This window comes from Streptomyces sp. AMJ-169, from assembly GCF_055597585.1.
Map to the genome: position 1 here is coordinate 193,158 of NZ_JBVLTJ010000004.1, position 24,901 is coordinate 218,058.

General features: G+C 72.1%; 21 protein-coding genes. 7 read left to right on the forward strand and 14 right to left on the reverse strand.

Translation table 11 applies throughout. The annotated features are described in order from the left end of the window. Window positions 1-21 precede the first annotated feature (21 nt). Entirely contained in the window at window positions 22-3,141 is a 3,120-nt protein-coding gene (locus ACYUD3_RS11860; RefSeq protein WP_470967785.1) for a cytochrome P450, read from the reverse strand. A gap of 293 nt (window positions 3,142-3,434) precedes the next feature. Between ACYUD3_RS11860 and ACYUD3_RS11865 the strand changes: the two genes are divergently transcribed. Further along, a complete protein-coding gene (locus tag ACYUD3_RS11865; RefSeq protein ID WP_470968492.1) occupies window positions 3,435-4,049 on the forward strand; it encodes a PAS domain S-box protein in 615 nt (204 codons plus the stop codon). On the opposite strand, the gene ACYUD3_RS11870 is transcribed toward ACYUD3_RS11865, so the two are convergent. Further along, entirely contained in the window at window positions 3,983-5,065 is a 1,083-nt protein-coding gene (locus tag ACYUD3_RS11870) for a DUF3626 domain-containing protein (RefSeq protein ID WP_470967788.1), read from the reverse strand. The two genes, ACYUD3_RS11865 and ACYUD3_RS11870, sit on opposite strands and share 67 nt — an antisense overlap. Window positions 5,066-5,154: 89 nt before the next feature. Here ACYUD3_RS11870 and ACYUD3_RS11875 point away from each other — a divergent pair, with 89 nt between their 5' ends. Then, window positions 5,155-5,649, forward strand: coding sequence for an FBP domain-containing protein (locus ACYUD3_RS11875; protein WP_470967790.1), 495 nt, complete (start codon window positions 5,155-5,157; stop codon window positions 5,647-5,649). 24 nt (window positions 5,650-5,673) lie between these two features. Here the strand turns inward: ACYUD3_RS11875 and ACYUD3_RS11880 are convergent, their stop codons facing one another. Beyond that, window positions 5,674-6,981: an erythromycin esterase family protein gene (locus ACYUD3_RS11880; protein WP_470967792.1), complete on the reverse strand. Its 1,308-nt coding sequence runs from the start codon at window positions 6,979-6,981 to the stop codon at window positions 5,674-5,676. Between the two features lie 349 nt (window positions 6,982-7,330). Between ACYUD3_RS11880 and ACYUD3_RS11885 the strand changes: the two genes are divergently transcribed. From ACYUD3_RS11885 to ACYUD3_RS11900, 4 genes are all read left to right on the forward strand, one after another. After that, window positions 7,331-8,392, forward strand: coding sequence for a zinc-binding dehydrogenase (locus ACYUD3_RS11885; RefSeq protein WP_470967795.1), 1,062 nt, complete (start codon window positions 7,331-7,333; stop codon window positions 8,390-8,392). 34 nt (window positions 8,393-8,426) lie between these two features. Next, complete coding sequence (locus ACYUD3_RS11890; RefSeq protein ID WP_470968495.1) at window positions 8,427-8,855, forward strand: MerR family transcriptional regulator; 429 nt, start codon at window positions 8,427-8,429, stop codon at window positions 8,853-8,855. 160 nt (window positions 8,856-9,015) lie between these two features. Continuing rightward, complete coding sequence (locus tag ACYUD3_RS11895; protein ID WP_470967797.1) at window positions 9,016-10,143, forward strand: hypothetical protein; 1,128 nt, start codon at window positions 9,016-9,018, stop codon at window positions 10,141-10,143. Window positions 10,144-10,587: 444 nt separating this feature from the next. Beyond that, window positions 10,588-11,802: a lactonase family protein gene (locus tag ACYUD3_RS11900; protein WP_470967800.1), complete on the forward strand. Its 1,215-nt coding sequence runs from the start codon at window positions 10,588-10,590 to the stop codon at window positions 11,800-11,802. Between the two features lie 113 nt (window positions 11,803-11,915). On the opposite strand, the gene ACYUD3_RS11905 is transcribed toward ACYUD3_RS11900, so the two are convergent. Together ACYUD3_RS11905 and ACYUD3_RS11910 are read right to left on the reverse strand one after the other, a co-directional pair. After that, window positions 11,916-12,659, reverse strand: coding sequence for a DUF2470 domain-containing protein (locus ACYUD3_RS11905; RefSeq protein ID WP_470967802.1), 744 nt, complete (start codon window positions 12,657-12,659; stop codon window positions 11,916-11,918). Between the two features lie 107 nt (window positions 12,660-12,766). Further along, window positions 12,767-13,372, reverse strand: coding sequence for a TetR/AcrR family transcriptional regulator (locus tag ACYUD3_RS11910; protein ID WP_470967805.1), 606 nt, complete (start codon window positions 13,370-13,372; stop codon window positions 12,767-12,769). Window positions 13,373-13,528: 156 nt separating this feature from the next. On the opposite strand from ACYUD3_RS11910, the gene ACYUD3_RS11915 reads away from it, so the two are divergent. Continuing rightward, window positions 13,529-15,052, forward strand: coding sequence for a cytochrome P450 (locus tag ACYUD3_RS11915; RefSeq protein WP_470967807.1), 1,524 nt, complete (start codon window positions 13,529-13,531; stop codon window positions 15,050-15,052). Here the strand turns inward: ACYUD3_RS11915 and ACYUD3_RS11920 are convergent. From ACYUD3_RS11920 to ACYUD3_RS11960, 9 genes are all read right to left on the reverse strand, one after another. After that, window positions 15,017-15,811 (reverse strand): pentapeptide repeat-containing protein, encoded by a 795-nt coding sequence (locus ACYUD3_RS11920; protein ID WP_470967810.1) that lies wholly within the window; start codon window positions 15,809-15,811, stop codon window positions 15,017-15,019. The genes ACYUD3_RS11915 and ACYUD3_RS11920 overlap by 36 nt on opposite strands. Before the next feature lie 2 nt (window positions 15,812-15,813). After that, window positions 15,814-17,118: an alpha/beta fold hydrolase gene (locus ACYUD3_RS11925; RefSeq protein WP_470967812.1), complete on the reverse strand. Its 1,305-nt coding sequence runs from the start codon at window positions 17,116-17,118 to the stop codon at window positions 15,814-15,816. Window positions 17,119-17,208: 90 nt separating this feature from the next. Beyond that, on the reverse strand, window positions 17,209-18,237 hold the full coding sequence (locus tag ACYUD3_RS11930) for a LacI family DNA-binding transcriptional regulator (protein ID WP_470967814.1): 1,029 nt from the start codon (window positions 18,235-18,237) through the stop codon (window positions 17,209-17,211). A gap of 61 nt (window positions 18,238-18,298) precedes the next feature. Beyond that, a complete protein-coding gene (locus ACYUD3_RS11935) occupies window positions 18,299-19,711 on the reverse strand; it encodes a BNR repeat-containing protein (RefSeq protein ID WP_470967817.1) in 1,413 nt (470 codons plus the stop codon). Window positions 19,712-19,732: 21 nt separating this feature from the next. Beyond that, a complete protein-coding gene (locus ACYUD3_RS11940; RefSeq protein ID WP_470967819.1) occupies window positions 19,733-20,053 on the reverse strand; it encodes an L-rhamnose mutarotase in 321 nt (106 codons plus the stop codon). 17 nt (window positions 20,054-20,070) lie between these two features. Further along, window positions 20,071-21,153 carry a rhamnose ABC transporter substrate-binding protein gene (gene rhaS / locus ACYUD3_RS11945; protein WP_470967821.1) on the reverse strand — a complete coding sequence of 361 codons (1,083 nt, stop codon included), beginning with the start codon at window positions 21,151-21,153 and terminating at the stop codon, window positions 20,071-20,073. Between the two features lie 49 nt (window positions 21,154-21,202). Further along, window positions 21,203-22,198, reverse strand: coding sequence for an ABC transporter permease (locus ACYUD3_RS11950; protein WP_470967824.1), 996 nt, complete (start codon window positions 22,196-22,198; stop codon window positions 21,203-21,205). Further along, window positions 22,191-23,234 (reverse strand): ABC transporter permease, encoded by a 1,044-nt coding sequence (locus ACYUD3_RS11955; protein ID WP_470967826.1) that lies wholly within the window; start codon window positions 23,232-23,234, stop codon window positions 22,191-22,193. Before ACYUD3_RS11955 ends, ACYUD3_RS11950 begins: the two co-directional genes overlap by 8 nt. Before the next feature lie 64 nt (window positions 23,235-23,298). Continuing rightward, window positions 23,299-24,816: a sugar ABC transporter ATP-binding protein gene (locus ACYUD3_RS11960; protein ID WP_470967828.1), complete on the reverse strand. Its 1,518-nt coding sequence runs from the start codon at window positions 24,814-24,816 to the stop codon at window positions 23,299-23,301. Window positions 24,817-24,901: the final 85 nt, after the last annotated feature.

The following is a 24,901-nucleotide window of genomic DNA, read 5'->3' on the forward strand; positions in this document are numbered from 1 at the left end:
GTCTGCCCCCGTCGGGTGCGGTCAGCCAGCGTAGACGTCCTCGACGTACCTGCCGGTCAGGAAAAGTTCGCTGAGCCATTCTTCCGCTGCCGCCCCGTCCGCACCACTGTGTTCGCGGTACAGCTCGCGGAATGCCTCGCGGACGCCGGGGGCCATGCGGGAGCCGTCGCCGCAGACGTGGACGCGGGCGCCCTGGTTCAGCAGTGCCCAGATCTCGGCGCTGTCCTCGGCGATGCGGTGCTGGACGAACCGGGGGTTGTCGCCGGCGCTGAAGGCGGGCCGCAGGGAGACGGCGCCGGCCGCGTCGGCGGCCTGGAGCTCTTCGACGTGCAGGAAGTCGGCGTCGGGCGCGTCGCAGCCGAAGTAGCAGAGGGCGGGCGGGAGTTGGGTGGTCGCGGCGGCCGCGGTGCGGTCGGCTATGGCGCCGCGGAAGGGGGCGAGTCCGGTGCCGGCCGCGATCATGATGACCGGGGTATCGGGGGCGACGCGGAAGGCTTCGCGGCAGGGCTGGAGGCGGGCGTGGAGCGTGTCGCCGGGGGCGAGTCCGGCGAGGTGGTGCGAACCGGTGCCCTGGTAGCGGCCGTTGCCCGAGCGGGCGGGGGCGTCGAGGAGGGAGACCATCAGGTCGACGTGGGCGGGGTCGACGGCCGGCGCGGAGGAGACGGAGTAGTGGCGGGTGCGCAACGGCGGGAGCAGGCCGAGGAGTTGGGGCAGTTCCAGGGCTTCGCGCAGCGCCGGGTTGGCCTCGGTGAGTTCGACGAGGGTGCGCGGGTCGTCGTCGGCGAGGGCGAGGAGGGCGGCGCGCTCGGGCGGGCAGGGGTTGGCGGCGGCGAGTTCGGCGCGCTGGGCGGCGGTCGGGCGGTCCTGCAACTCGACGTAATGGGTGAGGAGTTGACGTACCGTCACCGGCCGGTCGACGGCGATGCCGCGGCGCGGGGCGCGGATGTCGAGGACGGCGTCGAGGTCCAGCCCGAAGGCGGCTGCGGCGCGTTCGACGAGCTGGGGCGCGTTGGCGGGGAGGACCGCGAGGTGGTCGGCGGTGCGGTAGGTGACGCCTTCGGGGAGGGCCACGCGCAAGAACCGCTTGCGGCGCGGGTAGTTGGGAGCGGTCAGGTCGCGGGCCTCGGTGACCGTCATCGGCAGCAGGTCGTGGCGGGCGGCGAGGGCTTCGACGGCGCCGCCGGTCAGGACGCGGACGGTGTAGCCGTCCTGGGGCGCCTGCGGGGCCTGCGCGGCGGCGTCGGGGTCGCCGTGCTCGGCGAGCAGGGCGGTGCGCAGCCTGGCCTTGAACTCCCCTACGGCGCCCAGGAGATCGCCGGAGGCGTCGGCGGCGGTGCGCTCGACGAGGCGGGTGGCGCCGAGTTCGGCGAGGCGGCTGTCGATGCGGGTGGGGACGTGCTGGTAGGTGGCGGCCCAGTTGCGGTCGCCGACACCGAGGACGGCGTAGGTGACGCCGGTGAGGTCGTGGTCGCCGTCCAGCCAGGCGGCGAAGGCGGTGGCGTCGTCGGTGGGGCGGCCGTTGTAGGAGGCGGCGGTGATGACGACGGGGCGGTCGGTGGGCAGGCCCTCGGCGAAGTCGTCGAGGGGGGCCGTCCGCGTCGTGCAGCCGAAGTCCTCGGCCTCTTCGGCGAGTTGGGCGGCGAATTCGCGGCAGGTGCCGTAGTTGCTGCCGTGCAGGAAGAGGGCGGCGGTGCCGGGGCGGACGCGGGCGGCGGAGGCGGGGCTGTCCGCGCGGGCGGCGACCTGCTGGGCGCGCTGGGGAGTCGGGGTGCGCCGGGCCAGGGTCAGGGTGAAGCCGACGGGCTTGAGGGTGAGGGTCTCCTTGACGCTGAGCCGGTAGTCGGCGTGGTCCTGGAGGCGGTAGCGGTGGACCAGCATGGCCAGCAGCATCGTCGCCTCGTGCAGCGCGAACTGCCGTCCGATACAGGCGCGTTCACCAGTGCCGAACGGCTTGAAGGCGTGCGGGGAGCGGGCCTGCTCGGCCTCGGCGGTGAAGCGGTCGGGGTCGAACAGCTCAAGGTTGTCGCCCCAGACCGGCTGCCGGTGCAGCATCGGCGTGACGACGGTCGCGAAGTCCCCGGCCCGCAACTGCACCCGGCCGCCGATGACGGTGTCCTCCAGGGCCTGGCGGCTGAACGCGGCGGCCGTGGGCCACAACCGCAGGGCCTCGTTGAGGACTTGGCGCGTGTAGGTGAGCCGGCCGACCTCGTCGTACGTCGGCTCGGGGTCCTTCTGGTCGCCCCACATCGCGTCCGCCTCCTGCTGCACCAGGCGCAGGGCGGTGGGGTTCTTGGCGAGGTAGTGCAGGGCGAAGGACATGGCGCCGGAGGTGGTCTCGTGACCGGCGATGAGGAAAGTGATGACCTGGTTGCGGATGTTGGCGTGGTCGAGGGTGGTGCCGTCGGCCGGGTGCGGGGCGCTCAGCATCAGGCCGAGGAGGTCGGTCGCGGCGGACTGGTCGGCGCCGGTGCGGGAAGCGATGACGTCGTCGACGACCTTGGCGAGATAGGTGGAGTTGTCCTGGAACGCGGCGTCGGCGGCCGAGTAGTCGCCGCCCGGGACGCGGGCCAGGCGGGTCATGCTCCACTCCAGGCAGCGCACCATCGCGTCGACAAAGGGATGCGGCTCGGCGCGCCCGAAGGAGCCGAAGTCGTAGCCGAATCCGGCGAGTCCGATGGTGTCGAGGGTCATCCGCGTCATGTCGTCGGAGATGTCGACCGGCGTTCCGGCGCGTTCGGCGCGGTCCCAGCTGTCAATAAGGCGACGTGCGACTTTCAGCATGACCGGGTGGTACGTCCGCATCGAGCCGAGCGCGAACGCGGGCATCAGGATGTCGTGCGCCTTGGCCCAGTTGGGCTCGTCGTTGTACGCGGTGAACAGGCCGTCGGCGGTGAACTCGCGGACGAACCTGAGACCGGGGTTGACGAACTTCGCGAACCGGGTCTCGTCCGCGAGGTCCTCCACCATGGCGAGGTCCGCGACGAGCAGCGCGTCGTGCCCGTGCAACCGTCGCACCAGCACCGGCCCGTGTTCCCGCATGAGCCCCATCACCCGCTGCATCGGGGAGTTGTCCAACCCGTCGCCGCTGACGTCGACGACGGGGATGTCGGTGGTGAGCGGTCGCAGTGCTGTGGCAGACATGACGCGCCAACTGCCTTTCCGGGAACGAGTGGACGTGCGGTAACGGTGCAGCCGTTCCAGCGTGATCCACTCCCGTGGGGGAGGAGGGCGGCGGGACTACACGATCCTGTAGTCAAAAGTTCGCCAAGGGGTTTGCGCGGGGCCGCGGGTAGGGTCGTTGCGAACGGGAAGCCGAGGGGAGAGGTGTGGCGGAGCGGGAGGCCGGGCGGGGCGATGGCGTGGCCTGGGAGACGGAGGCGGGGCGGCGCGATGCGGAGGCCGGGCGGCGTGATGCTGCCGCGCGGGAGGCGGTCATATGGCGCAACCGGGCGTTTCAGTTGTTCGACCGGGTGGCGATGCCGATCGCGGTGTGTGACGTGTACGGGGCGGTGCTGCTGGCGAATCCGGCGATGGCGGCGGAGTGCGGGGTGCCGCCGGGGCGGCTGCGGGGGCTGGCCGTCCTGGAGCTGTTCCAGCCGGTGAACGCGGTCCAGGTGGAGCGGATCGCCCAGGCGCTGCGGCTGCGGCACCGCTCGCGCTACCAGATCGCGGTGCGCTGGCGGCGGCCCGACGGGTCGACGCGGCACGGCGATCTGATGGCCGACCCGATCAGTGACAGCGTCGACATGACACCGGCCCTGCTGATCATGCTCCACATCGCGCACGAGGAGCCCGTCCCGGCGCCCCCCGCGGAATCGGTCACCCCGGCCGAGGCCCGCGTCCTCACCCTCCTCGCCGCCGGCGCCACCACCGCCCGGGCGGCCCGGGAGACCGGGCTCACGGTGGACGGCGTGAACTACCACCTGCGGCGCCTGTCGGCTCGCTGGGGGGCGGCGAACCGTACGGAGCTGGTGGCGCGGGCTTATGCGGTGGGGGTGCTGGCGGCGGGGGTGTGGCCGCCGGTGGCGGTGGGGGTGGGGGATGTCTGAGCGGGGGGTTGTGTCGGTGCCGGGGGTGTTTGGGCGGGGGGTGTCTGGACGGGGGCTCGCGTCGGCGTCGGGGGTGCCTGCGTCGGCGCCGAAGGCGTCTGAGAGCCCCGTGAAGGGGTCTGTGCGGCCGTTCCGGCGTCTTTCGGGGCTCCGTGGCGGGCGAGGGTGTGCCAGACCATTTTGAGGTCCTGGAGGGCGTACCGGCCGCTTCGGGCCGCGTCGCCGATGACGCGCGGGGTGATGATCCGGCCGGCCCCGGCGATCTCGGCGCCCAGGTCGGCGAACTCCCGGCCCCGGTAGTCGGCGTGGTCGTACAGGGCGTCGACGGTGATGCGGTAGCCGGGGTGCCAGTCGACCGGGCAGGGCAGCAGGCGGGCGTCGGCCTCCACCGCCGTGCCCCGGTAGCAGCTGTCCAGGACGAGGGCCTCGGCATCGCGCGCGAGGTCGACACCGCCGTGCACCTGGGTCTCGATGTAGTCGTCGAGGGCGTCACGGTCGTCGGCCTGTGCGAGGGCGATCAGCGAGGAGGCGGCGGCGACACCGAAGTCCGTGGGTCCGGCGGCGCTGTCGGGGTAGCAGAAGGTGGCGCGGTCGAGCACGCCCGGGTTCAGGCGGAAGTGGCAGGACCCGAAGCGGGGTGCCGCGCCGACGCTCTGGCGGCGGAAGTCGAGGGCGCCGTACACGGGCCGCTCGGCGGGCTCGGCGTCGTCGTAGCAGCCTCCGAAGATCCGGCTCTCCCAGTGCCAACGGTCCCCGCCGGGGTGGGCGGTGAGGCCGCCGTTGCTGGTGCCGGTGACGAACTGGGAGTGGTAGACGCCGTCCCGCGCGAGCGCGCGCAGGACGGGTACGCCGGCCGCGGTGCGGTCGGGGTGGAGGTTGAGGGTGATGCGGAGGTCCGGGGGGACGGGTGGGCCGGAGGCGTGGGAGGTGACGTGGGCGATCGCTCTGCGCGCGCGTGGGGAGTCCGGTGACATGACGTCCCGCGCGCGTGCTGGTGCCGTGGTCTCGAAATCCATTGGCTGCCCCCGTTGTCCGCTGCCTAACTTAGAGGCGAACCTAGAGCCCCTAGGTTTGAGAACTCCAATCCTTTTACCGGAGGTTAGCCATGCGCCCGTTGAGTGAGCAGGAGATCCGCGGGTCCTTCATCAACTGTTCAAAAGGCGAGGCCAAGCGGCTGGCTGTGCCGCGTGATCTGGATGAACGGCCTTGGGATGAGCTGGACTTCCTCGGGTGGCGTGATCCGGGGGCGCCCGACCGCAGCTATCTGGTGGCCGAACGGGACGGCCGGCCGGTCGGGGTGACGCTGCGCTTCCCGTCCACGCAGCGCGGCGCCCTGCACCGCAGCATGTGCTCGCTGTGCCTGACGACGCACCGGGGCGGCGGGGTCTGCCTGATGACCGCGCGCAAAGCGGGCGCGGCGGGCCGCGAGGGGAACTCGGTGGGCCTGTACATGTGCGCCGACCTTGCCTGTTCGCTCTACGTGCGCGGGCGCAAGGTGCCCGACGCGGGGAGCCGGATGGAGGAGAGCCTGACCGTGGAGGAGCAGATCGCGCGGACGACGGGCCATCTGTCGGCGTTCCTGGACAAGCTCTCCTCGTGACCCGGGGCTGTTGACCCCGGGGAGTCACTGATCGCGCAGCTGAGCCGCCGTCACCTGGTGGAGGTGGACCAGGACGTCGTGGGCGGCGGCGAGGGCGACCTCGTCGGGGCCGTCGTCCGGGTAGGCGGTGCCGATGCTGCGCGTGGGCCGCGCGGTGTGCAGCCACGCGCGCGCGGGTGCGCCGACGGTGCGCAGGTCCAGGAGGTAGTCCTGGTACCGCACGCGCCCCAGGGTCGCTTCGTTGCTCCCGCGCGCGGGCGGGCCCACCGTCCAGCGGCGGATCGTCCCGTCGGGCCCGGTGGCGTTGAACGATCCCTGCCCGAAGGTGACGCCGACGCTGAGATACCCGGCGCCGAGCCGGTCCCTGAGGAACGCGCCCTGCATCTTGGGGTAGTTGACGGTGTCCACGGGGACGTAGCCCACGTGCGCGTCGTGCGCCGACAGCAGCACCTTGGTGCCGGTGTGTCCGGCCCACCAGGCGACGTTGGCGGCCATGGCCTCGTCCCGGTATCCCATGGCGGCGACGACCCCTTGGGGGCGGTCGTAGTCGAAGGCGTACTGCCCCGCCGTACGGTCGATCGCGGTGGCGTTCTGCACCACCCGCGCGTGGTCCGGCCCGGCCGGCTGCTTCTCGAGCAGCCTGAGCGCCTCCGCGGTGCGCTCGGCGCGCTCCTTGCGGACGCCGTACGGCGTGTCCAGGTAGGCCTGGATGTAGGCGCCCGGGCGCTGGGTGGGCCGCAGTCCGTCGTACAGCTCGGCGAACCGCGCGCGCAGCCGCGGGTGGTGGCGGGCGACGTACGCCTCGACGTCGTCGTAGACCTCGGGTCCGGTCCAGGCGATGTCGTCGCCGAGGAAGCGGACGGGGTCGTCGGGGTGGGCGATGTTGTAGGCGCGCATCCATTGCACGAGGGCCAGGTAGTCGGTGTTGTTCCACCACAGGTAGTCCCGCTGGAACTCCTCCCGGAAGATCGCCTCGGGGTCGCCCTGGCCGTGCACGACGTACGCGTCGAGGCGCAGGCCGGTGCTCCAGGGGGCCTCCAGCGCGAAGGTGCGGAAGCCCTTCGCCTCCACGAGGTGGCGGAAGACGCGTGCCTTGAGGGCGAAGAACTCGTGGGAGCTGTGGGTGGCCTCGCCGAACCCGACGACCCTGGCTGCGCCGATCATGCGGTCCAGGGGGAGCAGCGTGGGTTCGGGGGTGCCCAGGGGGTGTGCGGCGCGGTCCAGGGCCGTGACGACCGTGTCCGTGCGGTCCGCCGCCAGGGCGGCCGGCGGGGTCGCGGCGGCGGTGAGGGCGAGGAGGGTCAGGGCGGCTGCCAGGCGGGCGCGTTTCATGATCCAAGGGTTCCTGGCGGGGTGGGCGTGAACCATCCGGTGGGCCTCCGTCGTGGGGGTGCGGTCAGCCGGAGCCGGGGGCGGGGGTTTGCCCCAGGGGGTGCTCGGAGGGCGGGGGTTGCCTTTGACGTGCGGGTCAGGGGTTAGCGTCTGCGCGCCTCGGGGTGCCCGGGGTGCGCACGCGCGCGGGGGTGTCGGTGGTCGGCTGCCTACGCGCGCGGGTGTTGTCGTCCGTCGCGCTGCGCTCGTACGCGCGCGGGGCAAGCCGTCCGCCTACGCGCGCGGGTTTCCCCGTTCGTCTCGTCCACGCGCGCGGGCTCATCGTCCGCGACTTCCCTGGAGGCCACCCATGACCGTCCCTCTGCCCCGCGCCGGCCGAGAGGTGCAGTTGACCGCCGTTCCCAAGGGGCTGCCCAAGGCTGCGGACTTCGCGGTCGTCGAGGCCGCCGTGCCCGCTCCCGCGCGGGGTCAAGTCCTGGTCCGCAACCGGCAGTCCCAGGTCTTCGGCGGGCTGCGCACCCTGCTCGGCGGGGCCGTGAAGGGCGCCCCGATGCCGGGGCTGCGGCCGGGCGACACGCTGCTCGGACCGGCGCTCGGCGAAGTGCTGCACGCCCCGGACGACAGCCCGTTGCGCCCCGGTGACCTGGTCACGCACATGCTCGGCTGGCGGGAGTACGCCCTGGTCCCCGCCGCGGAGTGCGTCCCGGTCGACCCGGCGCTGCCCGACCCGGCCGCCGCACTGTCCTCCGGGGCCGCCGCCTATGGCGCGCTGACCCGGCTGACCGGCGTCCGCGCGGGCGACACCGTCCTGGTCACCGGGGCGGCCGGCGGGGTCGGCACCCTGGCCGGCCAGATCGCGCGCCTCCTGGGCGCCGCCAGGGTCGTGGGCACCACAGGTTCCCCGCACAAGGCCGACCGCCTCGTGGCGGAGCTGGGGTACGACGCCGTCGTGACCGCCGGTTCCTGGCGCACCCCGGGCTCCGGCGGGGAGTTCGCGGCGCAGCTCGCCGAGGCGGCGCCGGACGGGATCGACGTCCTGGTCGACAACGTGGGCGGCGCCCAGCTGCGCGCGGCGGTGGACGCGGCCCGGCCCGGCGCCCGGTTCGCCCTGGTGGGCGCGTTGTCCGGACAGCTGAGGGCGGACGGCACGGGCGATGACGCGCCCGTGGAGTTCGACGCCTTCCCCCTGATCCTCAAGGGGGTGTCTCTCCAGGGATACGCCGGTACCGGTCACCCCGACGTGGCGGCCGAGTGGACCGCGCGGTTCGCCGGCTGGCTGCGGTCCGGCGAGATCCGCTTCCCCCTCACGCGCGTACCGGGCATCGAACGGGCTCCCCAAGCGTTGCAGGAACTGTTCGAGGGACAGCATTTCGGCACGGTCGTCGTCGAGTCGACAGGCACCCATGGCTGACGACCGCCGCCGGAACGGGCGGAAGGGTTCCACCATGCGGATCGGCGACGCGGCGGCGGCCGTGGGTACGACACCCAGGGCGCTGCGCTTCTACGAACAGCGCGGCCTCCTCCCGCCGCCGCCCCGCAGCGGCACCGGCCAGCGCGACTACGGCCCCGACGAACTCGCCCTCCTGCGCACCATCCGGCAACTGCTCGCCCTAGGGCTCACGGTCGAGGATCTGCACGCCCTCGCGGACCGGCTGCCGCTGCTCGTGACGGACCCGCCGCCCGGCGGATCGCCGGATCTCCAGCGGCAGGCGGGTGCGGGGACGGTGGTCGTGGAGCGGCGGATCGCCGCGCTGGACGCGGACATCGAGCGGCTCACGCGGTTGCGGGACGCTTTGCGGGAGCGGCTGGTCAGTTGCCGGGAGGAGGCGGGGGTGGACGCGGGGGTGGTGCACGCCGGGGTGAGGGGGCGCTGACGAGGGGGGCTCTCGTACCGACTTGTCTCTTTCGGTTCCCCCGCCGGAGGGTTTCACTCGAACGAGCGGTCGAGTGGAGGTGGGGAACTGGCCGGCGAGGACGGGGCGTTCTCGAAGCAGTGGCGGACGGCGCGGGCAGACGGGAAGAGGGGAGCGGGTCATGGCGGACAGCGGAGTGCGGATCGACGGGAACACGGTGAGGCTGCCGGGCGGGGCGGCCGTTCGTTTCGTGCGGACACTGCGGCTGCCGGAGAAGGGGACGCATCCGCTGCCGCCAGGGCTCGGTGAGTTCCCGGTCCGGCGGATCGCGGACTATCCGGACACCGCGCCCGGGCAGTGGCTGGCGCGGGGCGGGATCATGCTCCCGGTGTATCTGCGGGAGGCGATGTGGCTGAGCTTCGCCGGGACCCATGAGCCCGTCGCGCTCCAGGTCGGCGTCGGCAAGGTCTGCGCGGTCTCCGGCACACCTTGGAGCGACCGCCTCTCCCAGACCCCGCAGAACTACCTGCCCCTCCCCCGCCAGCCCTGGCTGGACGGCATCAACTCCGGCAAGGGCACGGTCCGCCAGTTCGTCGCCGTCCCCCTAGGCCTGGGCGCGACCGTAGAGGGCCAGCTCACCGGCGAGGAGATCTGGGGCGGCGTCCAGCTCCAGTCCTTCGCCCTGACCGAACAGAAGCAGGCCCTCTGGAGGGAGGCCCAGCGCAGGCTGAGGCGGGGGCCACGATTCGGCGGCGCGGGGCTGTCCGGGGCGGGGGCCGGGGTGCACGGCGGCTCCGGGGAGCACGGCGCATCCGAGGACTACGGCATGTCCGAGGGCTACGGCGGATCCGGGAGCCACAGCACGTCCGGAGGCCACAGCGGATACAGCGCCTCAGCAGCTCTGCCCGCCATGTCCACCCCCGCCGCCCCCGCCATGGGCCTGGGCGTAGGCGGCTCGATGCATCAGGAGGTCTACCAGGACGAGCGCTCTCTGGAGGACTGGTCCCCCACTCCAGCGGGCCGGGTCTTCGTCCACCTCGTCACCCCGCCCGACTGGCAGCGCATCACGGGCGAGTTGCCGCCCCCGTCCCCGGTCGACCGCGCCGCCTACACCCGCGCGGGCCTTCCGTGGTTCGACTACTACGACGAGGAGGCCCAGGACCTGCCCCCCACGGACGCCCTGCACGGGGTCCGCCCCGTGGGCGACTGGATCGGCGACGACCACGAACCCTGGGAACCCCCGACACCGGACCAGGTGACACCGCTGAAGGACGCGAAGGGGAGGGCAGTGGAGGACGGGGAGTGGTGAGGGGCGAGGGACGGACGAGGGGGATGCCGGAAGCGCAGACCGCACCCACCAGCTCCGGGCTCCGGGCTCCGGGCTCCGGGCTCCGGGCTCCGGGCTCCGGGCTCCGGGCTCCGGGCTCCGGGGACGGGTACCGACACGGACACCGGCCCCCAAACTCCACACTCAGCCTCCGCCCCCGCCCCGCCCCCGACACCCGGCACCCCTGCTCCCCCCACCCTGTGTCCCATCTCACGGACCAACCCGACCCTTCCCCCCGGAGCCCCCAGATCCCTCCCCCCAAACCCGCACAGCGCCGGGATTTGTCATGACAGGCCGGTGCCAGAAGGACACGGTCCCGCCGGAGGAAGCCGAAGGACAGGAGCCGGAGACTTTGCGTTCGGGCGGGGCCGCAAGCCATGGTGGCGAGGACGTCAGAGCCGGTCGAGGAAGGTGAGGTGGGTGCGCATGGCCAAGTCGATGAGCCGCCGCCGATTCGTCGGAGTGCTCGGCAGCGGTGTCGCCGGCGCCGTAGGCATCGCCGCAACCGGATGCTCCGCCCAGACCTCGGCACCCACCGCCCAGAACGAGGACTTCGCCCTCTCACCCAGCACCGGCACCGGCACCTCCCCCTCAGCCACCCCCACCCCCCAAACCCCCCGCCCCCTCTACATCGGCACCTACACCACCCCCACCGACGGCGGCCAGGGCATCCGCATCGCGACCTACTACCCGTCGACGGGCCGGATCACCCCCGTAGGCACCATCACCGGCGTCCCCGACCCCTCCTTCCTCGCCCCCCACCCCGACGGCCGCACCCTCTACGCGGTGAACGAACAGGAACAGGGCGCCGTGACCGCCGTACGCCTCGCGGACCGGGCCGTCCTGGGCAGCCGCAGGACCGGCGGGGCCCACCCCTGTCACCTCTCGGTGCATCCCAGCGGTCGCTGGCTGCTGAGCGCGGACTACGGTTCGGGGAGCATCGCCGTGCACCCCATCGACGCCTCGGGCGCCCTCGGCGAGCGGACCGACTCCGTCGTGCACTCCTCCCCCGCGCCGGGCCCGGGTCAACAGGGGCCGCACGCGCACCAGTTCGTGAGCGCGCCGGACGGGCGGCACGTGCTCGCCGTCGATCTCGGCACGGACTGTGTGTACAGCTACCGGCTCGACGACACCGCCGGCACCCTCACCGAGGTCTCCCGGGCGCAGACCCGCCCGGGCGCGGGGCCGCGGCAGCTGACGTTCCATCCGGGCGGGCGGTACGCGTATCTCGCGAACGAGGTGGACGACACGGTCGCCGTCTGCGTGTACGACGCGGAGTCCGGCCGGCTGACCATCGGCGAGCCCCAGTCCACGGGCTCGCGGAAGACCCCCAACTACCCGGCCCAGCTGGCCGTCACGCCCGACGGGGCCCACGCGTTCCTCGCCAACCGGGGTGACGACACGATCGCCCGGTACGCGATCGAGAACGCGGGCGCGAGGCTGCGGCTGCTGGACACCGTGTCCGTGGACGGCGCCTTCCCCCGTCACCTCGCCCTGTCCCCGGACGGCCGGCTCCTGTTCGCGTCCAACCAGCGGTCCGGTTCGGTCAGCGTGTTCCACGTGGCCGCGGCGAGCGGCGAACTCCGTTCGGCGGCCGAGCCGTTCACCTCACCGATGGCGGTCTGCACGGTACCGACGTAGGCATGGACAGCCCACACCGAAGCCCGAAGCCGAAGCCCCCGACCCCCAGCCCCGGCCCGACCCAGCCCGACCCAGCCCAGCCCGGCCCGGCCCGGCCCGCCCCCCAGCCTCCCCTACCCCTCCTCCCGCTGCCGCTGCAACGCCCGCGGGCAAGACGCCGCGCTCGCCTGGGTCAGCAGCACATGCATCCGCTCGGTGAGTTGAGCGACATCGTCCGCCGGAGTGTGGAAGAGCAGCCGCACGTCGCCCTGCGTACGCGCCCGCTCGATGCGCAGCGTCAGCCCGTGACGGTCGACGGCGAGCGGGTGGACGCGGACGGCGCCGTGGAGGCTGTCGCGGGCGACGAGGCGGGTGAGGCGTTCGACGGCGTCGGGGTGGGCGTCGGCGAGGTGGGTGAGGAGCTGGGCCTCGGCGCCGGCCAGCGGATCGGGCGCGGCGGTGGCATAGTCGTCGCGGTCGACGACGACCGCGCCGGTGGGCAGTTTCAGTACGATGCGCGTGGCGTGGAAGCCGAGGCCGCCGTCCTCGGGGGCGAACCAGCCGGCCAGCCAGAGCCGGGCGCGGATGCGGCCCCGGACGGCGACGGGCGCGACGTCGGCGAACTCCAGCACCGCGGAGGGCTCCCCGCGCGGCGCGCAGATCGCGGCCGTGAGCAGGGCACTGTCCTCGGGCACGCGCAGGACCACCCTGCCGTCGTCGGTGACGGTGTGGGCGCCGACGAACTCCTCGCGGCCGCCGTCCGCGGTGACCCCGCAGGACCACGCGGTGGCGAGGACCGACCGGGCGCGCTGCGCCGCCGTGGGGGCGGCCGTCCAGCTTTGGCCGTCGCCGACGCTGTCACCCATGCTGTCACCCATCAAAGACCTCCTTAGGTAAGCCTTGCCTAACCTACCGAAGATCGGGGTGCACGCCAACCACGCCCCTCCTCGAAGAGGCACGGCTCACACCGGACCCGCGCCCCCACTCACACCAGCACCCCCAACAACGCCCGCACACACAGCTCCCGCACCTGCTCCCGCCCCAACTCACCCCCGCGCAGCCACTCCAGGCACACGGCGGTCACGAACGCCAGCCACCCCCGCACCGCGAGCCGCACGTCCGCCCGCTCGCCGAAGAGCGGCCCGAACTCGGGATCGGCGGCGAGCGCGGCCAGTATCTGCCGCTCCTGCGCGGCGAGCGCCCGCTGATAGACGCGGCGCACCCCCTGGTCGCCGGCGGCGTCGGCGCGGTGGAAGGCCCGGAACCCATGGGCGTGCCGCTCGACGTACTCCAGGAACGCGTCGAGCCCGGCGGAGAGCTGGGAGCGCGCGGGCACGCCCGGGACCGCCGCCGTCAGCTGGAGCATGTGCGCGCTCTCGTACTCGACGACGGCCGCGAAGAACTCCCGTTTCGTCGGGAAGTAGTGGTACAGCAGCCCCCGCGAGACCCCGGCGATCTCCGCGACCCGCTCGATGCGGACCTCGTCGTAGGGGCGCTCGGAGAACAGCCGCGAGCCGACCGCGAGCAACTGCTCACGGCGCTCTTCGGGCCCCAGCCTGCGCCGGACCCGCTCCCCCTCCTCGGCGGCCATGCGGGCACCTTACTTGACTCGGGTTCAACGGCGGGACCAGACTGAAATCACGTTGTTGAACGCACGTACAACACGGCAGCGGCGGCGCGGGTCCGACGCCCCGGAGGGCAGCGGACCGACGGCCGAACGCACCGCGGGATCAAGGGAGATCGCGTCATGACGGGGACGACGGGAACCGGTCCGCCGAAGGGGTTCCGGGACGCCAGGGAAGGCTGGCCGGAGCTGGAGCGCATCCCGCATCCACCGCACCGGGTGCCGTTCCTCGGGGACGTCCTGGGCGTGAACCGGGAGACGCCGCTCCAGGACTCGCTGCGGTACGCCGGGGCGCTCGGGCCGATCTTCCGGCGCAAGGGGTTCGGCAAGGAGATCGTCTTCACCTGGGGCGCGAAGCTCGCGGTGGACCTCGCGGACGAGTCGAGGTTCGCCAAGCACGTGGGGCTCGGCATCGCCAACCTGCGGCCGATCGCCGGGGACGCGCTGTTCACGGCGTACAACCACGAGCCCAACTGGCAGCTCGCGCACGACGTGCTGGCGCCGGGGTTCAGCAAGGACGCGATGGCGGCGTACCACCCGATGATGCTGGACGTGGCGGCCCGGCTGACCGACCACTGGGACCGTACGACGGCGGCCGGCGGAAGCGTCGACGTGCCCGGCGACATGACCAAGCTGACGCTGGAGACGATCTCCCGCACCGGTTTCGGCCATGACTTCGGCTCCTTCGAGCGCCCCCGGCTGCACCCCTTCGTGACGGCGATGGTCGGCACCCTGACCTACGCCCAGCGCCTCAACTCCGTTCCCGCGCCCCTGATCCCGCTCCTCCTGCGCCGCGAGACCCGGCGCAACGAGTCCGACATGGCGTATCTGAACCGCACGGTCGACGCGCTGGTCCAGGAGCGGCGTGCGCAGGGGGGCGGCGAGGGCGACCTCCTCGACCGGATGCTGGACACGGCCCACCCGGAGACCGGTGAGCGCCTCTCCGTGGAGAACGTCCGCCGCCAGGTGATCACTTTCCTGGTCGCCGGCCACGAGACGACCTCCGGCGCCCTCTCCTTCGCCCTGCACTACCTCTCCCTGCACCCCGAGGTCGCGGCCCGCGCCCGCGCCGAGGTGGACCGCGTCTGGGGTCCGACGGACACCCCCGGTTACGACCAGATAGCCAAACTCCGTTACGTCCGCAGGGTGTTGGACGAGACCCTGCGCCTGTGGCCGACCGCCCCCGCCTTCGCCCGCGAGGCCCGCGAGGACACCGTCCTCGCCGGAGAGCACCCGATGCGCAAGGGCGCCTGGACCCTCGTCCTCTCGGCGATGCTCCATCGCGACCCCGAGGCCTGGGGCGAGAACGTGGACGCGTTCGACCCCGACCGCTTCGACCCGTCGGCGATCCGCACCCGCCCCGCCCACACCTACAAGCCCTTCGGCACCGGCGCCCGCGCCTGCATAGGCCGCCAATTCGCCCTGCACGAGTCCCTGTTGGTCCTGGGCCTCCTCCTGCGCCGCTACGACTTCCACCCCGACCCGGCCTACCAGCTGCGCGTGACGGAACGCCTGACCCTCATGCCGGCGGGCCTGCGCCTGAACCTGGAACGCCGCACACCGACACCAACGGCCGCCCAGCAGCCGCCCGTCGAGCCGGCCGATACCGACTCACCCCGCTGCCCAGTGCACCGGCCGGCCGGCTGACCCCGGCAGCCGCGTCCCCAAACTCCCCCGCGCGGAGCTGACTTGAGCCTGCGTCAGGAACAGCGCGTCCCGGAGGTCGGCGTCCGCGAGATCGGCGCCCCGCAGGTCCGCCCCGAGCAGATCCGCACCCCGCAGATCAGCGCCCTTGAGATCGGCCCCGATCAGAAAGGCCCCACGGAAGTCGGCCCCTCTCAGGTCGGCGCCCGCCATCCGAGCCCCCGTCAGATCCGCCCGCCGGTACGCCTTCCCGCGCCCCGGCCGCGCCAACTCGCTGACCTGTGAGAGGAGTTCACCGACCCGCCCGCGCAGCGCGCCGACGTCGAACACGACCAGTTCGTCGGCCGGCCGCCGGGTGACAGCCTCCACCTCGGCCGACATCCGCCGCACCACCCCGTGCACCGCCCGTGCCGCCCGCACCGAAAGAGCCTCGCCGAGACACCACGACAGCTCCTGCAACTGCCGCACCACGGAGAAGACTTCAGCCGTACGACGCCACTGCGGCGACCCCGGCGCGGGTATCTCGCCGCTAAGCACGGCCCGGGTCACCTTCTGTCCGGCGCCGAAACAGTCGTACACGGTACAGCCGTTGAAGCCCTTCTCCCTCAACTGGGCGTGGACACCGCAGCGGTGGTCCGCGCGCAGCTCGCGGCAAGGGGTGCCCGCCGGTTTGTCGACGGGGAAGTCCGCCGAGCGGGAGAAGGGCAGGAGCACGCAGCACAGGCCCAGGCAGTTCGCGCAGTCTCCCCGTAGGCCGTCCATGCTCACACCCCGTCCCGGGCGAGCGCCAGCAGCCGGTCCAGCACGCGCGGCCCGCTCGCCCGTACCCCGTCGTGCTCGAACTCGTCGGTCACCCACGTCCGCAGGCCCCGGATCGAGCGGGCCGTCTCCAGGGAGTGGGCCGTGTCGACGTACAGGTCGTCGTGGTAGATCGCGGCGGCGACCGGGACCTCGTTCGCCGCCAGGCGGGAGGGGTCGTACAGCGGGGTCCAGGAGGTCTCGGCGGCCAGGAGGTCGGCTGTCTCGCGGAGGGGGCGCAGGGACGGGTCGCAGTCGAACATCCAGGGGTGGATCGTTTCGCCCGTGAACAGCAGCGGTGTGTCGCCCGCCAGGGTCTTCGCCGCGTCGAACTGGGGGAACTCCGTGCGGACGCGGTCCGCGGACCAGGACGTGGGGCGGGTGTCCTGGGCGTAGATCGACTCGTGGACCAGGGCGTAGAGCGGGTTGCTCGCGTAGGAGAGGTGGCTTTGAAGGTTCTCCATGAAGGCGTCCGCCAGGGCCTCGCCGCGCGGGGTGGGGACGAAGGCGTCCTCCAGGAAGTGGTGGAGCCGGTGGCTGCCGTCGCCCCGGCCCAGCAGGATGCCCAGCGTCTGGAACGCCTCGACCGTCACCCGATAGCCGTTGGGAAGCGTCTGCGGATGGTCCGCGAGGTACTCGGCGACACGGCGGGCGCGCTCGGCGTCCTGCAGGTAACGGGCGTAGTGCGCGGCCACCTTGCGCTCCATGCGGGGATAGGCTGCGCGGTAGACGTCGTCGGCGTGCGCGTCGAGGGACGGCAGACCGCCGGTGATCAGCGCCCCCGCGAGCCCTTCCGGCGCCAGCGAGAGGTAACTGACCGTGCAGAAGCCGCCGTAGCTCTGGCCGAGGACCGTCCAGGGCGCGCCGCCGGTCAGTTCGCGGCGGATCAGTTCGCAGTCGCGGACGATCGAGTCGGCGCGGAAGTGCCTCAAGTACCGTGCCTGCGCCGCCGGTCCGCCGCGCAGCGGGAGCGTCTGGCGGTTCGCCGGCGTCGAGTGGCCGGTGCCGCGCTGGTCGAGGAGGAGGACGCGGAACTCCTGGAGCGCCCGCCCCAGCCAGCCGCCCCGCCCGACCGTGCGGTCCGCGCCGAACCCCGGCCCGCCCTGGAGGTACACCAGCCACGGCAGCCCCTGCCCGGCCTTCTCGCTCGCGACCACCTCCCGGGCGTACAGCCCGATCGTCTCCCCTCCAGGGTCGGAGTGATCCAGCGGCACGGTGAAGCGGTGGTCGGTCAGGACGACGCCGGGCTGGCGGTAGCGGACGACGGTCAAGGGTGCTCCAGGAACGGTCGATGCGGGCTCGCGTCCCAGTTCAGCACATGGACGACGGTCCTCGCGCCGCATATTCGATCATGCAAACCCTCAGCGCGCCGACAGACTCGACCTCCGCACCACCAGCTCCGGTTGCAGCACCACCCTCCGGTGCTCGTGCCCCCGCTTCCCCCCGCCCTCCTCGTCCGTCTCCTCCAGCAGCAGATCCGCCGCGAGCGCCCCCAGCGTCACCGCCGGCTGGCGCACCGACGTCAGCGGGACGGCAGCGGCGGCGGCGAACTCGATGTCGTCGTACCCGACGATCGCGAGGTCGTCGGGGACGTTCACGCCCGCCGAGTACATCGCCTGGAGCACCCCCAGCGCGAGGAGGTCGTTCGCGCAGAACACGGCCGTCGGCCGGTCCGCGAGCCCCAGCAGGCGCGCGCCCGCGTCCCGCCCGGCGGCCACGTCGAGCCGTTCCGTCGGCAGCTCCCGCAGGCTGTCCGGCGCGAGCCCCGCCTCGGCGAGCGCCTGGAGCGCGCCGGTGCGGCGGTCGCGGACCTGGGTGAAGCCGGGCGGTCCGCTGACGTAGGCGAGGGAGCGGTGGCCCGCGTCGATGAGGTGGCGCACGGCGAGGGCGCCGCCGGCGACGTCGTCGACGGAGACCGAGCACTCGGACGTGCCGTCGGCGACCCGGTCGACCAGCACGAACGGGATGCCGTGGCGGCGGAAGGAGTCGATGTTGCGGCCGGTCGCGTCGGCCGGGGTGAGCAGGACGCCGCGCACCCGCTGCTCGGCGAAGAGGGACAGGTACTCGGCCTCCTCGTCGGCGCTCTCGGCGCTGTTGCAGACCATCACGCCGAGCCCGGCGCCCCGGGCGGCCCGCTCGGCGCCCCGGGCGACGTCCACGAAGAAGGGGTTGCCCATGTCGAGGACGAGCAGCCCCATGATCCGGCTGCGGCCCGCGCGCAGCTGCCGCGCCGACTCGCTGCGGACGTAGCCGAGCCGGTCGATCGCGGACAGCACCCGCGCCCGGGTCTCGGCCGCGACCGTGTCCGGGCGGTTGATGACGTTGGAGACCGTGCCGACGGAGACTCCGGCGGCACGGGCCACGTCCTTGATCCCCACCGACTGGGCCATCGGACGGAAACCTCCAGGTGAGCGGTAGGACCTTCACATTACCGGCACGGAAAGACGCCGCTCAGCCGGGCAGCGCGAAGTCGACGACGCGCAGCGCCGAGGGCGTCGTACCGCTGGACTTCTCCTGGTACAGGAACGACAGGACGGCGTCGGCGGCGACGCGTGTCTCGTCGACGACGACCTCCCCGAACGCGTTGAGCCCCGAGCCGTCGAAGAGCAGCGCCCAGTCGGTGTACCCGGAGGCCTTGGAGGCGGCGGCGATGCGACCGAAGGGGAGGATCGCGTAGGCGTTGTCGTACCGGTCGAGGACGAGTTTCGTGCGCTGGCTGGAGTTCAGCGGGACCGGGATCTCGGTCTTCTGCCAGCTCCCGGAGGCGTTCTTGCGCAGGTGGAAGGCGCGGCCATGGGCGGTGCGGTCGCTGACGTAGTTGGTCGTGCACTGCCCGAAGCGGCCCGGGACGTAGGAGATGATCCCGTGCGGACGCCCGGCCGAGTCGGTGGTCTGGCTCTCCTGGTTCATCAGCGAGTGATCGGGGTTGAGCGCGTCCACGACCAGCCCGCTGTCGGTGACGGCCACCTTGTCCGTACCGCCGGCCGTCCCTACGACCGTCCCCGCGTCGTTGCGCCAGGTCCGGCCCCGGTCGTCGGAGTACACGTAACCAGTGTCGTGATTGCTGATGCCCCCGCCGGAGCACATCACCGCCGCGTTCTGCTCCCGCCACGTGAACAGCGCGTGCAGCCGCCCGTTGCGGTCGTAGTCGAGGCCGTGCAGATACATGTTCCGCAGCGTCGAGGTCCCGTGCTCGCTGCTGTACGACCCCGTCGCGCTGGTCCACTCCCCCAGCGCCGTCCACCCCGAACCGTCGTACTCCGCAAGGGCGTTGCGCCCGTTGCCGGAGACCGCGACCCGGTAGCTCAGCTGGAGCCTGCCTTCGGGGGTGGAGAGGAACTGGGGGTAGGTGAACTGGGTGGTGAGGGCGAGGCCGTCCATGCTGGTCTGGACGGCGCCGAAGACGGCCGAAGTCCACGCCGTCGAACCGGGGTTGTCCATCAGGCCCGCGACCGACTTGACGTAGAAGTAGCCGTCGCTGTGCGAGTCCATGTTGAGGTGGAGGCGGCCGTCCAGCTGGGAGACGCCCATGGAGATGACGTTGTGGGAGTCGCTGGCTTTCAGCTGGTGGGAGAGGGTGACCGTGGACCAGGCCGGGGCGCCCAACACCCGTCTCGCGACTACCGCGTTGCGGGTGACCGTGTACCAAGTGGCGTACTGGTAGCCCTTGTAGGTCAACAGGCCGTTCTTCTGGAAGGAGTTGTTGTTGACCAGGCCGTCGTAGGAGACGAAGTAGACCGCCTGGGCGTCGAGTTGGGCGTTCCCCTTGAGGGTGACGGAAGGGGTGGGGTCGGCTGCGCGGGCGGTTCCTGGGGTGGTCACGGCGGCAAGTATCGCTGTGCCGAGGACCGTTCGTCGTTTCATAGCGGCTCCCTGAAGAAGTGCTCAGGCGAGGTGGAAGACCTCGGTGAGCGGTGTCATCGCCTCGTCCGGGCGGGCGCCGTCCGGTGACTCGAAGAACGGCGCCATCTCGGCCTGCCAGCGGGCGTTGACGTCGGTGGCCGCCATCCCGGCCTGGGCGGCGGCGAAGTCGTCGGTCTCCAAGTAGCCGACGAGGAGGCCGTCTTCGCGCAGGAACAGGGAGTAGTTGTGCCAGCCGGTCGCGCTGAGCGCATCCAGCATCTCGGGCCACACCTTCTCGTGCCGCTCCCGGTACTCGTCAAGACGGTCCGCGCGGACCTTCAGGAGAAAGCAGACGCGCTGCATCAACGCCCCCCAAAACCCTAGAAGTTGAACTGGTCGATGTTCTTGGCGTCGAACACGGTCGGCTTGCCGAGGGTGATGACCCCGTTCGCGCCGATCGTGTAGGCGTTCGTACCGGCCTTGAAGGTCTCGCCCTCCTTGCCGGTGATCTGGCCCGAGGCGAGGGCGACGGCCGTCTGGGCGGCGAGGGCGCCGAGCTTGGCCGGGTCCCACAGCTCGAAGGCCTCGACGGTGCCGTTCTTGACGTACTTGCGCATGTCGTTGGGGGTGCCGAGGCCGGTGAGCTTGACGTTGCCCTTGTACTTGGAGCCGGAGAGGTACTGGGCGGCGGCCTTGATGCCGACGGTGGTCGGGGAGATGATCCCCTTGAGGTTCGGGTACTCCTGGAGGAGGCCCTGGGTCTGCTGGAAGGACGTCTGCGCGTCGTCGTTGCCGTACGCGATCTTGACGAGCTTCATGTCTTTGTACTTGGGGTCCTTGAGTTCCTGTTTCATGAACTCGATCCACGCGTTCTGGTTGGTCGCGGTCTGCGCGGCCGACAGGATCGCGATCTCGCCCTTGTAGCCGATCTGCTGGCCCAGCAGCTGGACTTCGGTGCGGCCCAGGTCCTCGCCGCTGGCCTGCGAGATGAACGCGTCGCGGCAGTCGGGGTTGGTGTCGGAGTCGTAGGTGACGACCTTGATGCCGTTGCTCATGGCCTGCTTCAGCGCGGTGCACAGCGCGCCGGGGTCCTGCGCGGACACGGCCATCGCGCTGACCTGCTGCTGGGTGAGCGTGTTGACGTAACTGACCTGCCCGGCGGTGTCGGTGGCGCTGGAGGGGCCGACTTCCTTGTAGCTGGAGCCGAGTTCCTTCAGCGCGGCCTCGCCGCCCTTGTCGGCGGAGGTGAAGTACGGGTTGTTGACCTGCTTGGGCAGGAAGCCGACGGTCAGGCCCTTCTTGGTGGGCGCGTTCGGGTCGGCCTTGCCGCCGGTGGAGGCGGCGGCGCTGCTCTCGTTCTTGACGTCGGACTTGGTGGTGCCGCCGCAGGCGGTGGCGGCTAGGGCGAGCGAGGAGACGGCGGCGAGGGCGGCGCAGGCCCGGCGCAGGGAGGTGGAGCGCATGAGGGGTCCTTTTTTTCCTGAGGTTGACGGCGGGCTGTCCTTTTCCGGCCTATCCAGCGGGACTTGGTGTCGAGGCGGCGCGTCGGCCCGCCCTCGCGGTCGCGATCTGACGGGCCACACGCGGTCCGAGGACCGAGATCACCAGCAGGACGCCGGTGACGACGATCTGGGACTGCGCGGAGACGTCCTTGAGGCTCATGACGTTCTGGGCGGTGCCGAGGAGGAAGACGCCGGCGACGGCGCCGCCGAGGGTCCCTCTGCCGCCGTCGAAGTCGATGCCGCCGAGCAGGACGGCCGCGATGACGGAGAGTTCGAGTCCGGTGGCGTTGTCGTAGCGGGCGCTGGCGTAGTGCAGGGCCCAGAAGACGCCGGTCAGGGAGGCCATGAGGCCGGTGAGGACGAACAGGATCAGCTTGTCGCGCTTGACCCGGACACCGGAGAACCGCGCGGCCTCCTCGGCGGCGCCGATCGCGAAGAGCGAGCGCCCGAAGGGGGTGGCGTGCAGGGTGACGACGGCGATGGCGAGCAGGACGACGAACGGCAGGAAGGCCTGCGGCAGGAAGCTGTTTCCGACGCGTCCGGCGGCGAAGTCGAGGTACTGCGAAGGGAAGTCGGTGACGGCGTTCGAGCCGAGGACGATCTGCGCGATGCCCCGGTAGGCGGCGAGGGTGCCGATGGTGACGGCCAGCGAGGGCAGTCCGAGCCGGGTGACGAGCAGCCCGTTGACGAGTCCGCAGGCCACGCCGAGCAGCAGACAGAGCGGGATGATCGTCTCGATCGCCATCCCCTCGTTCCACAGCCGGCCCATGACGGCCCCGGAGAGCCCGGCGGTGGAGGCGACGGACAGGTCGATCTCGCCGGAGACGACCAGGAGGGTCATCGGCAGCGCGATCAGGGCGATCGGCAGGGTGTTGCCGATGAGGAAGGACAGGTTCAGGGCGTTGCCGAAGCCGTCCACGAAGGTGAACGAGAACAGCAGCAACAGGATGAGGACGGCGCCGACGACGGTGTCCCAGCGGACGGCCCTGGTGAGCGACTCAGGCACGGGAGGCCCCCTTCGGCGGAACCTTCTTGAGCGCGGCCCCCACCCGCAGGGCGACGATCCGGTCGACCGCGATCGCCAGCAGCAGGAGGACGCCGTTGATGGCGAGGACCCACACCGAGCTGACGCCGAGCGCGGGCAGGACACTGTTGATGGACGTCAGCAGCAGCGCGCCGAGGGCCGCGCCGTAGACGCTGCCGGAGCCGCCGGTGAAGACGACACCGCCGACGACGACCGCGCTGACGACGGTCAGTTCGTAGCCGGTGCCGGTCCCGGAGTCGACGTTGCCGAACCGGGCGAGGTAGAGGGCGCCGGCGAGTCCGGCGAGGGCGCCGCAGAACGTGTACGCGGCGAGGATGCGCTTGCGCACGGGGATGCCGGCCAGCCGCGCGGCCTCGGGGTCGGAGCCGAGCGCGTACAGCTCACGCCCGGTGCGGAAGTGCTTGAGGTAGTAGGCGGTCGCGACCAGCACCACGAGGGCGATCAGCGCGAGGTACGGCACCGCCGTGATCCCGCCGGAGCCGAAGTCGACGAATCCGCCGGGCAGATCGGCGGCCGTGATCTGCCGGGAGCCGACCCAGATCGAGTCGACACCCCGGATGATGTAGAGGGTGCCGAGGGTGACGACGAGCGCGGGGACCTGGCCGAGGCTGACGAGCAGCCCGTTGAGCAGCCCGAAGCCGACGCCCACCAGGACCGCCAGCACGAGCGCGACGACGGTGCCGCCACCGCCGTGCAGATAGGTACCGGCGGCGAAGGCGCTGATACCGAGCGTGGAGCCGACGGACAGGTCGACGTTGCGGGTGATGACGACCAGGGACTGGCCGGTCGCGACCAGCACCAGGATCGTCGCGTTCAGCAGCAGGTCCTTGATGCCCTGCTCGGACAGGAACTCGCTGTTGCCGGCCTGCGTGACGGCGATCATCACCAGGAAGACGGCCAGGATGGCGAGTTCACGCATCTTGAAGACCCGGTCGACGAGCCGGGTCCCGCTGGAGGCGGGGGCGTCGGCGACGGGCCCGGGAGCCGTGACGGTCATCAGACGACCCTCCCGGCAAGGGAGTTGAGGCGGCTCACACGGCGCGCCTCTTTAAAAAGGCGGCTCATGCGGCGGCCCTCCCAGTAGCTGCGGCCATCACGCTCTCCTCGGTGGCTTCGGAGCGGGGGATCTCGGCGGCGAGCCGGCCCTCGTGCATGACGAGGACGCGGTCGGCCATGCCGAGGATCTCGGGCAGATCGGAGGAGATCATCAGGACGGCGACCCCGTCGGCGGCCAACTCGCCGAGCAGCCGGTGCACTTCGGCCTTGGTCCCGACGTCGATCCCGCGCGTCGGCTCGTCGACGATGAGCACCTGCGGCCCCGTCGCGAGCCACTTGGCGAGGACGACCTTCTGCTGGTTGCCGCCGGACAGGGTCCCCACGGCGTCGGCGAGCCGCGCGTACTTCACCTGGAGCCTGACGGCCCAGTCCAGCGCCCGGCTGCGCTCGGCCCCCCGGTCCATCAGCCCGGCCCTGACGGTCGTACGCAGCCCGGTCAGGCCGATGTTGCGTTCGATGGACATGTCCATCACCAGCCCCTGGGCCCGCCGGTCCTCGGGGACGAGGGCGAGGCCTGCGGCCATGGCGAGGGAGGGGGCGCCGCTGGTGAGTTTCCTGCCGACGACGGTGACCTCGCCGGCGTCCCAGCGGTCGATGCCGAAGACGGCGCGGGCGACCTCGGTGCGGCCGGCGCCGACGAGTCCCGCGAGGCCGACGATCTCACCCCGGCGGACCTCGAAGGAGACGTCGGTGAAGACGCCCTCCCGGGTCAACCGGCGTACGCTGAGCGCGACTTCGCCGGGGGTGAGCTGCTGCTTGGGGTAGAGGTCGGCGAGGTCGCGGCCGACCATGCGGCGGACCAGGTCGTCCTCGGTCATCCCGGCCAGCGGCTCGCTGGCGATCCAGGCGCCGTCGCGCAGGGTCGTCACCTTCTCGCAGATCTCGAAGATCTCCTCCAGCCGGTGCGAGATGAACAGGACGGCGGCGCCCTGGTCGCGCAGGGTGCGCACCACACCGAAGAGGCGGGCGACCTCGCTGCCGGTGAGGGCGGCGGTCGGCTCGTCCATGATCAGGACGCGGGCGTCGAAGGAGAGCGCCTTCGCGATCTCGACGATCTGCTGGTCCGCGATCGAAAGTCCGCGCGCGGGCCGGTCGGGGTCGAGGGCGACGCCGAGGCGGGCCATGAGCGCGGCGGTCCGGGCGCGGGTCGCCTTGTGGTCGATACGGCCGAGGGAGCGGCGCGGCTGGCGGCCCATGAAGATGTTCTCGGCGATCGACAGGTCGGGGAAGAGCGTGGGCTCCTGGTAGATCACGGCGATACCGGCGGCGCGGGCGTCGCCGGGGCCGTGGAAGACGACCGGTGCGCCGTCCAGCAGGACCTGTCCCGCGTCCGGCCGGTACACCCCGGCGAGGGTCTTGATCAGCGTCGACTTGCCCGCGCCGTTCTCCCCGGCGAGCGCGTGCACCTCGCCGGGAAGCAGCTCCAGGCGCACTCCGCGCAGGGCACGGACGGCGCCGAACGACTTGGCGACGTCCCGCAGCGCCAGCACCGGGGGCGGTCCCGCGTCGGACGGGTGGGTCATGGGGGCTCCTCGCCGGCGTCGCGAGGAGGTCGGGCCGCACTGGCCGGTTCCGCTCACGACGTCGTGAAAGGTTTCAACTGGATTG

Bases quoted from the DNA above. Each gene is read 5' to 3' on its own strand.
- ACYUD3_RS11935 (WP_470967817.1), bottom strand. From the start codon at position 19,711: ATGAAACGACGAACGGTCCTCGGCACAGCGATACTTGCCGCCGTGACC.
- ACYUD3_RS11930 (WP_470967814.1), bottom strand. From the start codon at position 18,237: ATGGCCCAGTCGGTGGGGATCAAGGACGTGGCCCGTGCCGCCGGAGTC.
- ACYUD3_RS11905 (WP_470967802.1), bottom strand. From the start codon at position 12,659: ATGGGTGACAGCATGGGTGACAGCGTCGGCGACGGCCAAAGCTGGACG.
- ACYUD3_RS11910 (WP_470967805.1), bottom strand. From the start codon at position 13,372: ATGGCCGCCGAGGAGGGGGAGCGGGTCCGGCGCAGGCTGGGGCCCGAA.
- ACYUD3_RS11900 (WP_470967800.1), top strand. From the start codon at position 10,588: ATGGCCAAGTCGATGAGCCGCCGCCGATTCGTCGGAGTGCTCGGCAGC.
- ACYUD3_RS11955 (WP_470967826.1), bottom strand. From the start codon at position 23,234: ATGACCGTCACGGCTCCCGGGCCCGTCGCCGACGCCCCCGCCTCCAGC.
- ACYUD3_RS11870 (WP_470967788.1), bottom strand. From the start codon at position 5,065: ATGGATTTCGAGACCACGGCACCAGCACGCGCGCGGGACGTCATGTCA.
- ACYUD3_RS11860 (WP_470967785.1), bottom strand. From the start codon at position 3,141: ATGTCTGCCACAGCACTGCGACCGCTCACCACCGACATCCCCGTCGTC.
- ACYUD3_RS11880 (WP_470967792.1), bottom strand. From the start codon at position 6,981: ATGAAACGCGCCCGCCTGGCAGCCGCCCTGACCCTCCTCGCCCTCACC.
- ACYUD3_RS11875 (WP_470967790.1), top strand. From the start codon at position 5,155: ATGCGCCCGTTGAGTGAGCAGGAGATCCGCGGGTCCTTCATCAACTGT.
- ACYUD3_RS11895 (WP_470967797.1), top strand. From the start codon at position 9,016: ATGGCGGACAGCGGAGTGCGGATCGACGGGAACACGGTGAGGCTGCCG.
- ACYUD3_RS11890 (WP_470968495.1), top strand. From the start codon at position 8,427: ATGCGGATCGGCGACGCGGCGGCGGCCGTGGGTACGACACCCAGGGCG.
- ACYUD3_RS11915 (WP_470967807.1), top strand. From the start codon at position 13,529: ATGACGGGGACGACGGGAACCGGTCCGCCGAAGGGGTTCCGGGACGCC.
- ACYUD3_RS11920 (WP_470967810.1), bottom strand. From the start codon at position 15,811: ATGGACGGCCTACGGGGAGACTGCGCGAACTGCCTGGGCCTGTGCTGC.
- ACYUD3_RS11960 (WP_470967828.1), bottom strand. From the start codon at position 24,816: ATGACCCACCCGTCCGACGCGGGACCGCCCCCGGTGCTGGCGCTGCGG.
- ACYUD3_RS11885 (WP_470967795.1), top strand. From the start codon at position 7,331: ATGACCGTCCCTCTGCCCCGCGCCGGCCGAGAGGTGCAGTTGACCGCC.
- rhaS (WP_470967821.1), bottom strand. From the start codon at position 21,153: ATGCGCTCCACCTCCCTGCGCCGGGCCTGCGCCGCCCTCGCCGCCGTC.
- ACYUD3_RS11940 (WP_470967819.1), bottom strand. From the start codon at position 20,053: ATGCAGCGCGTCTGCTTTCTCCTGAAGGTCCGCGCGGACCGTCTTGAC.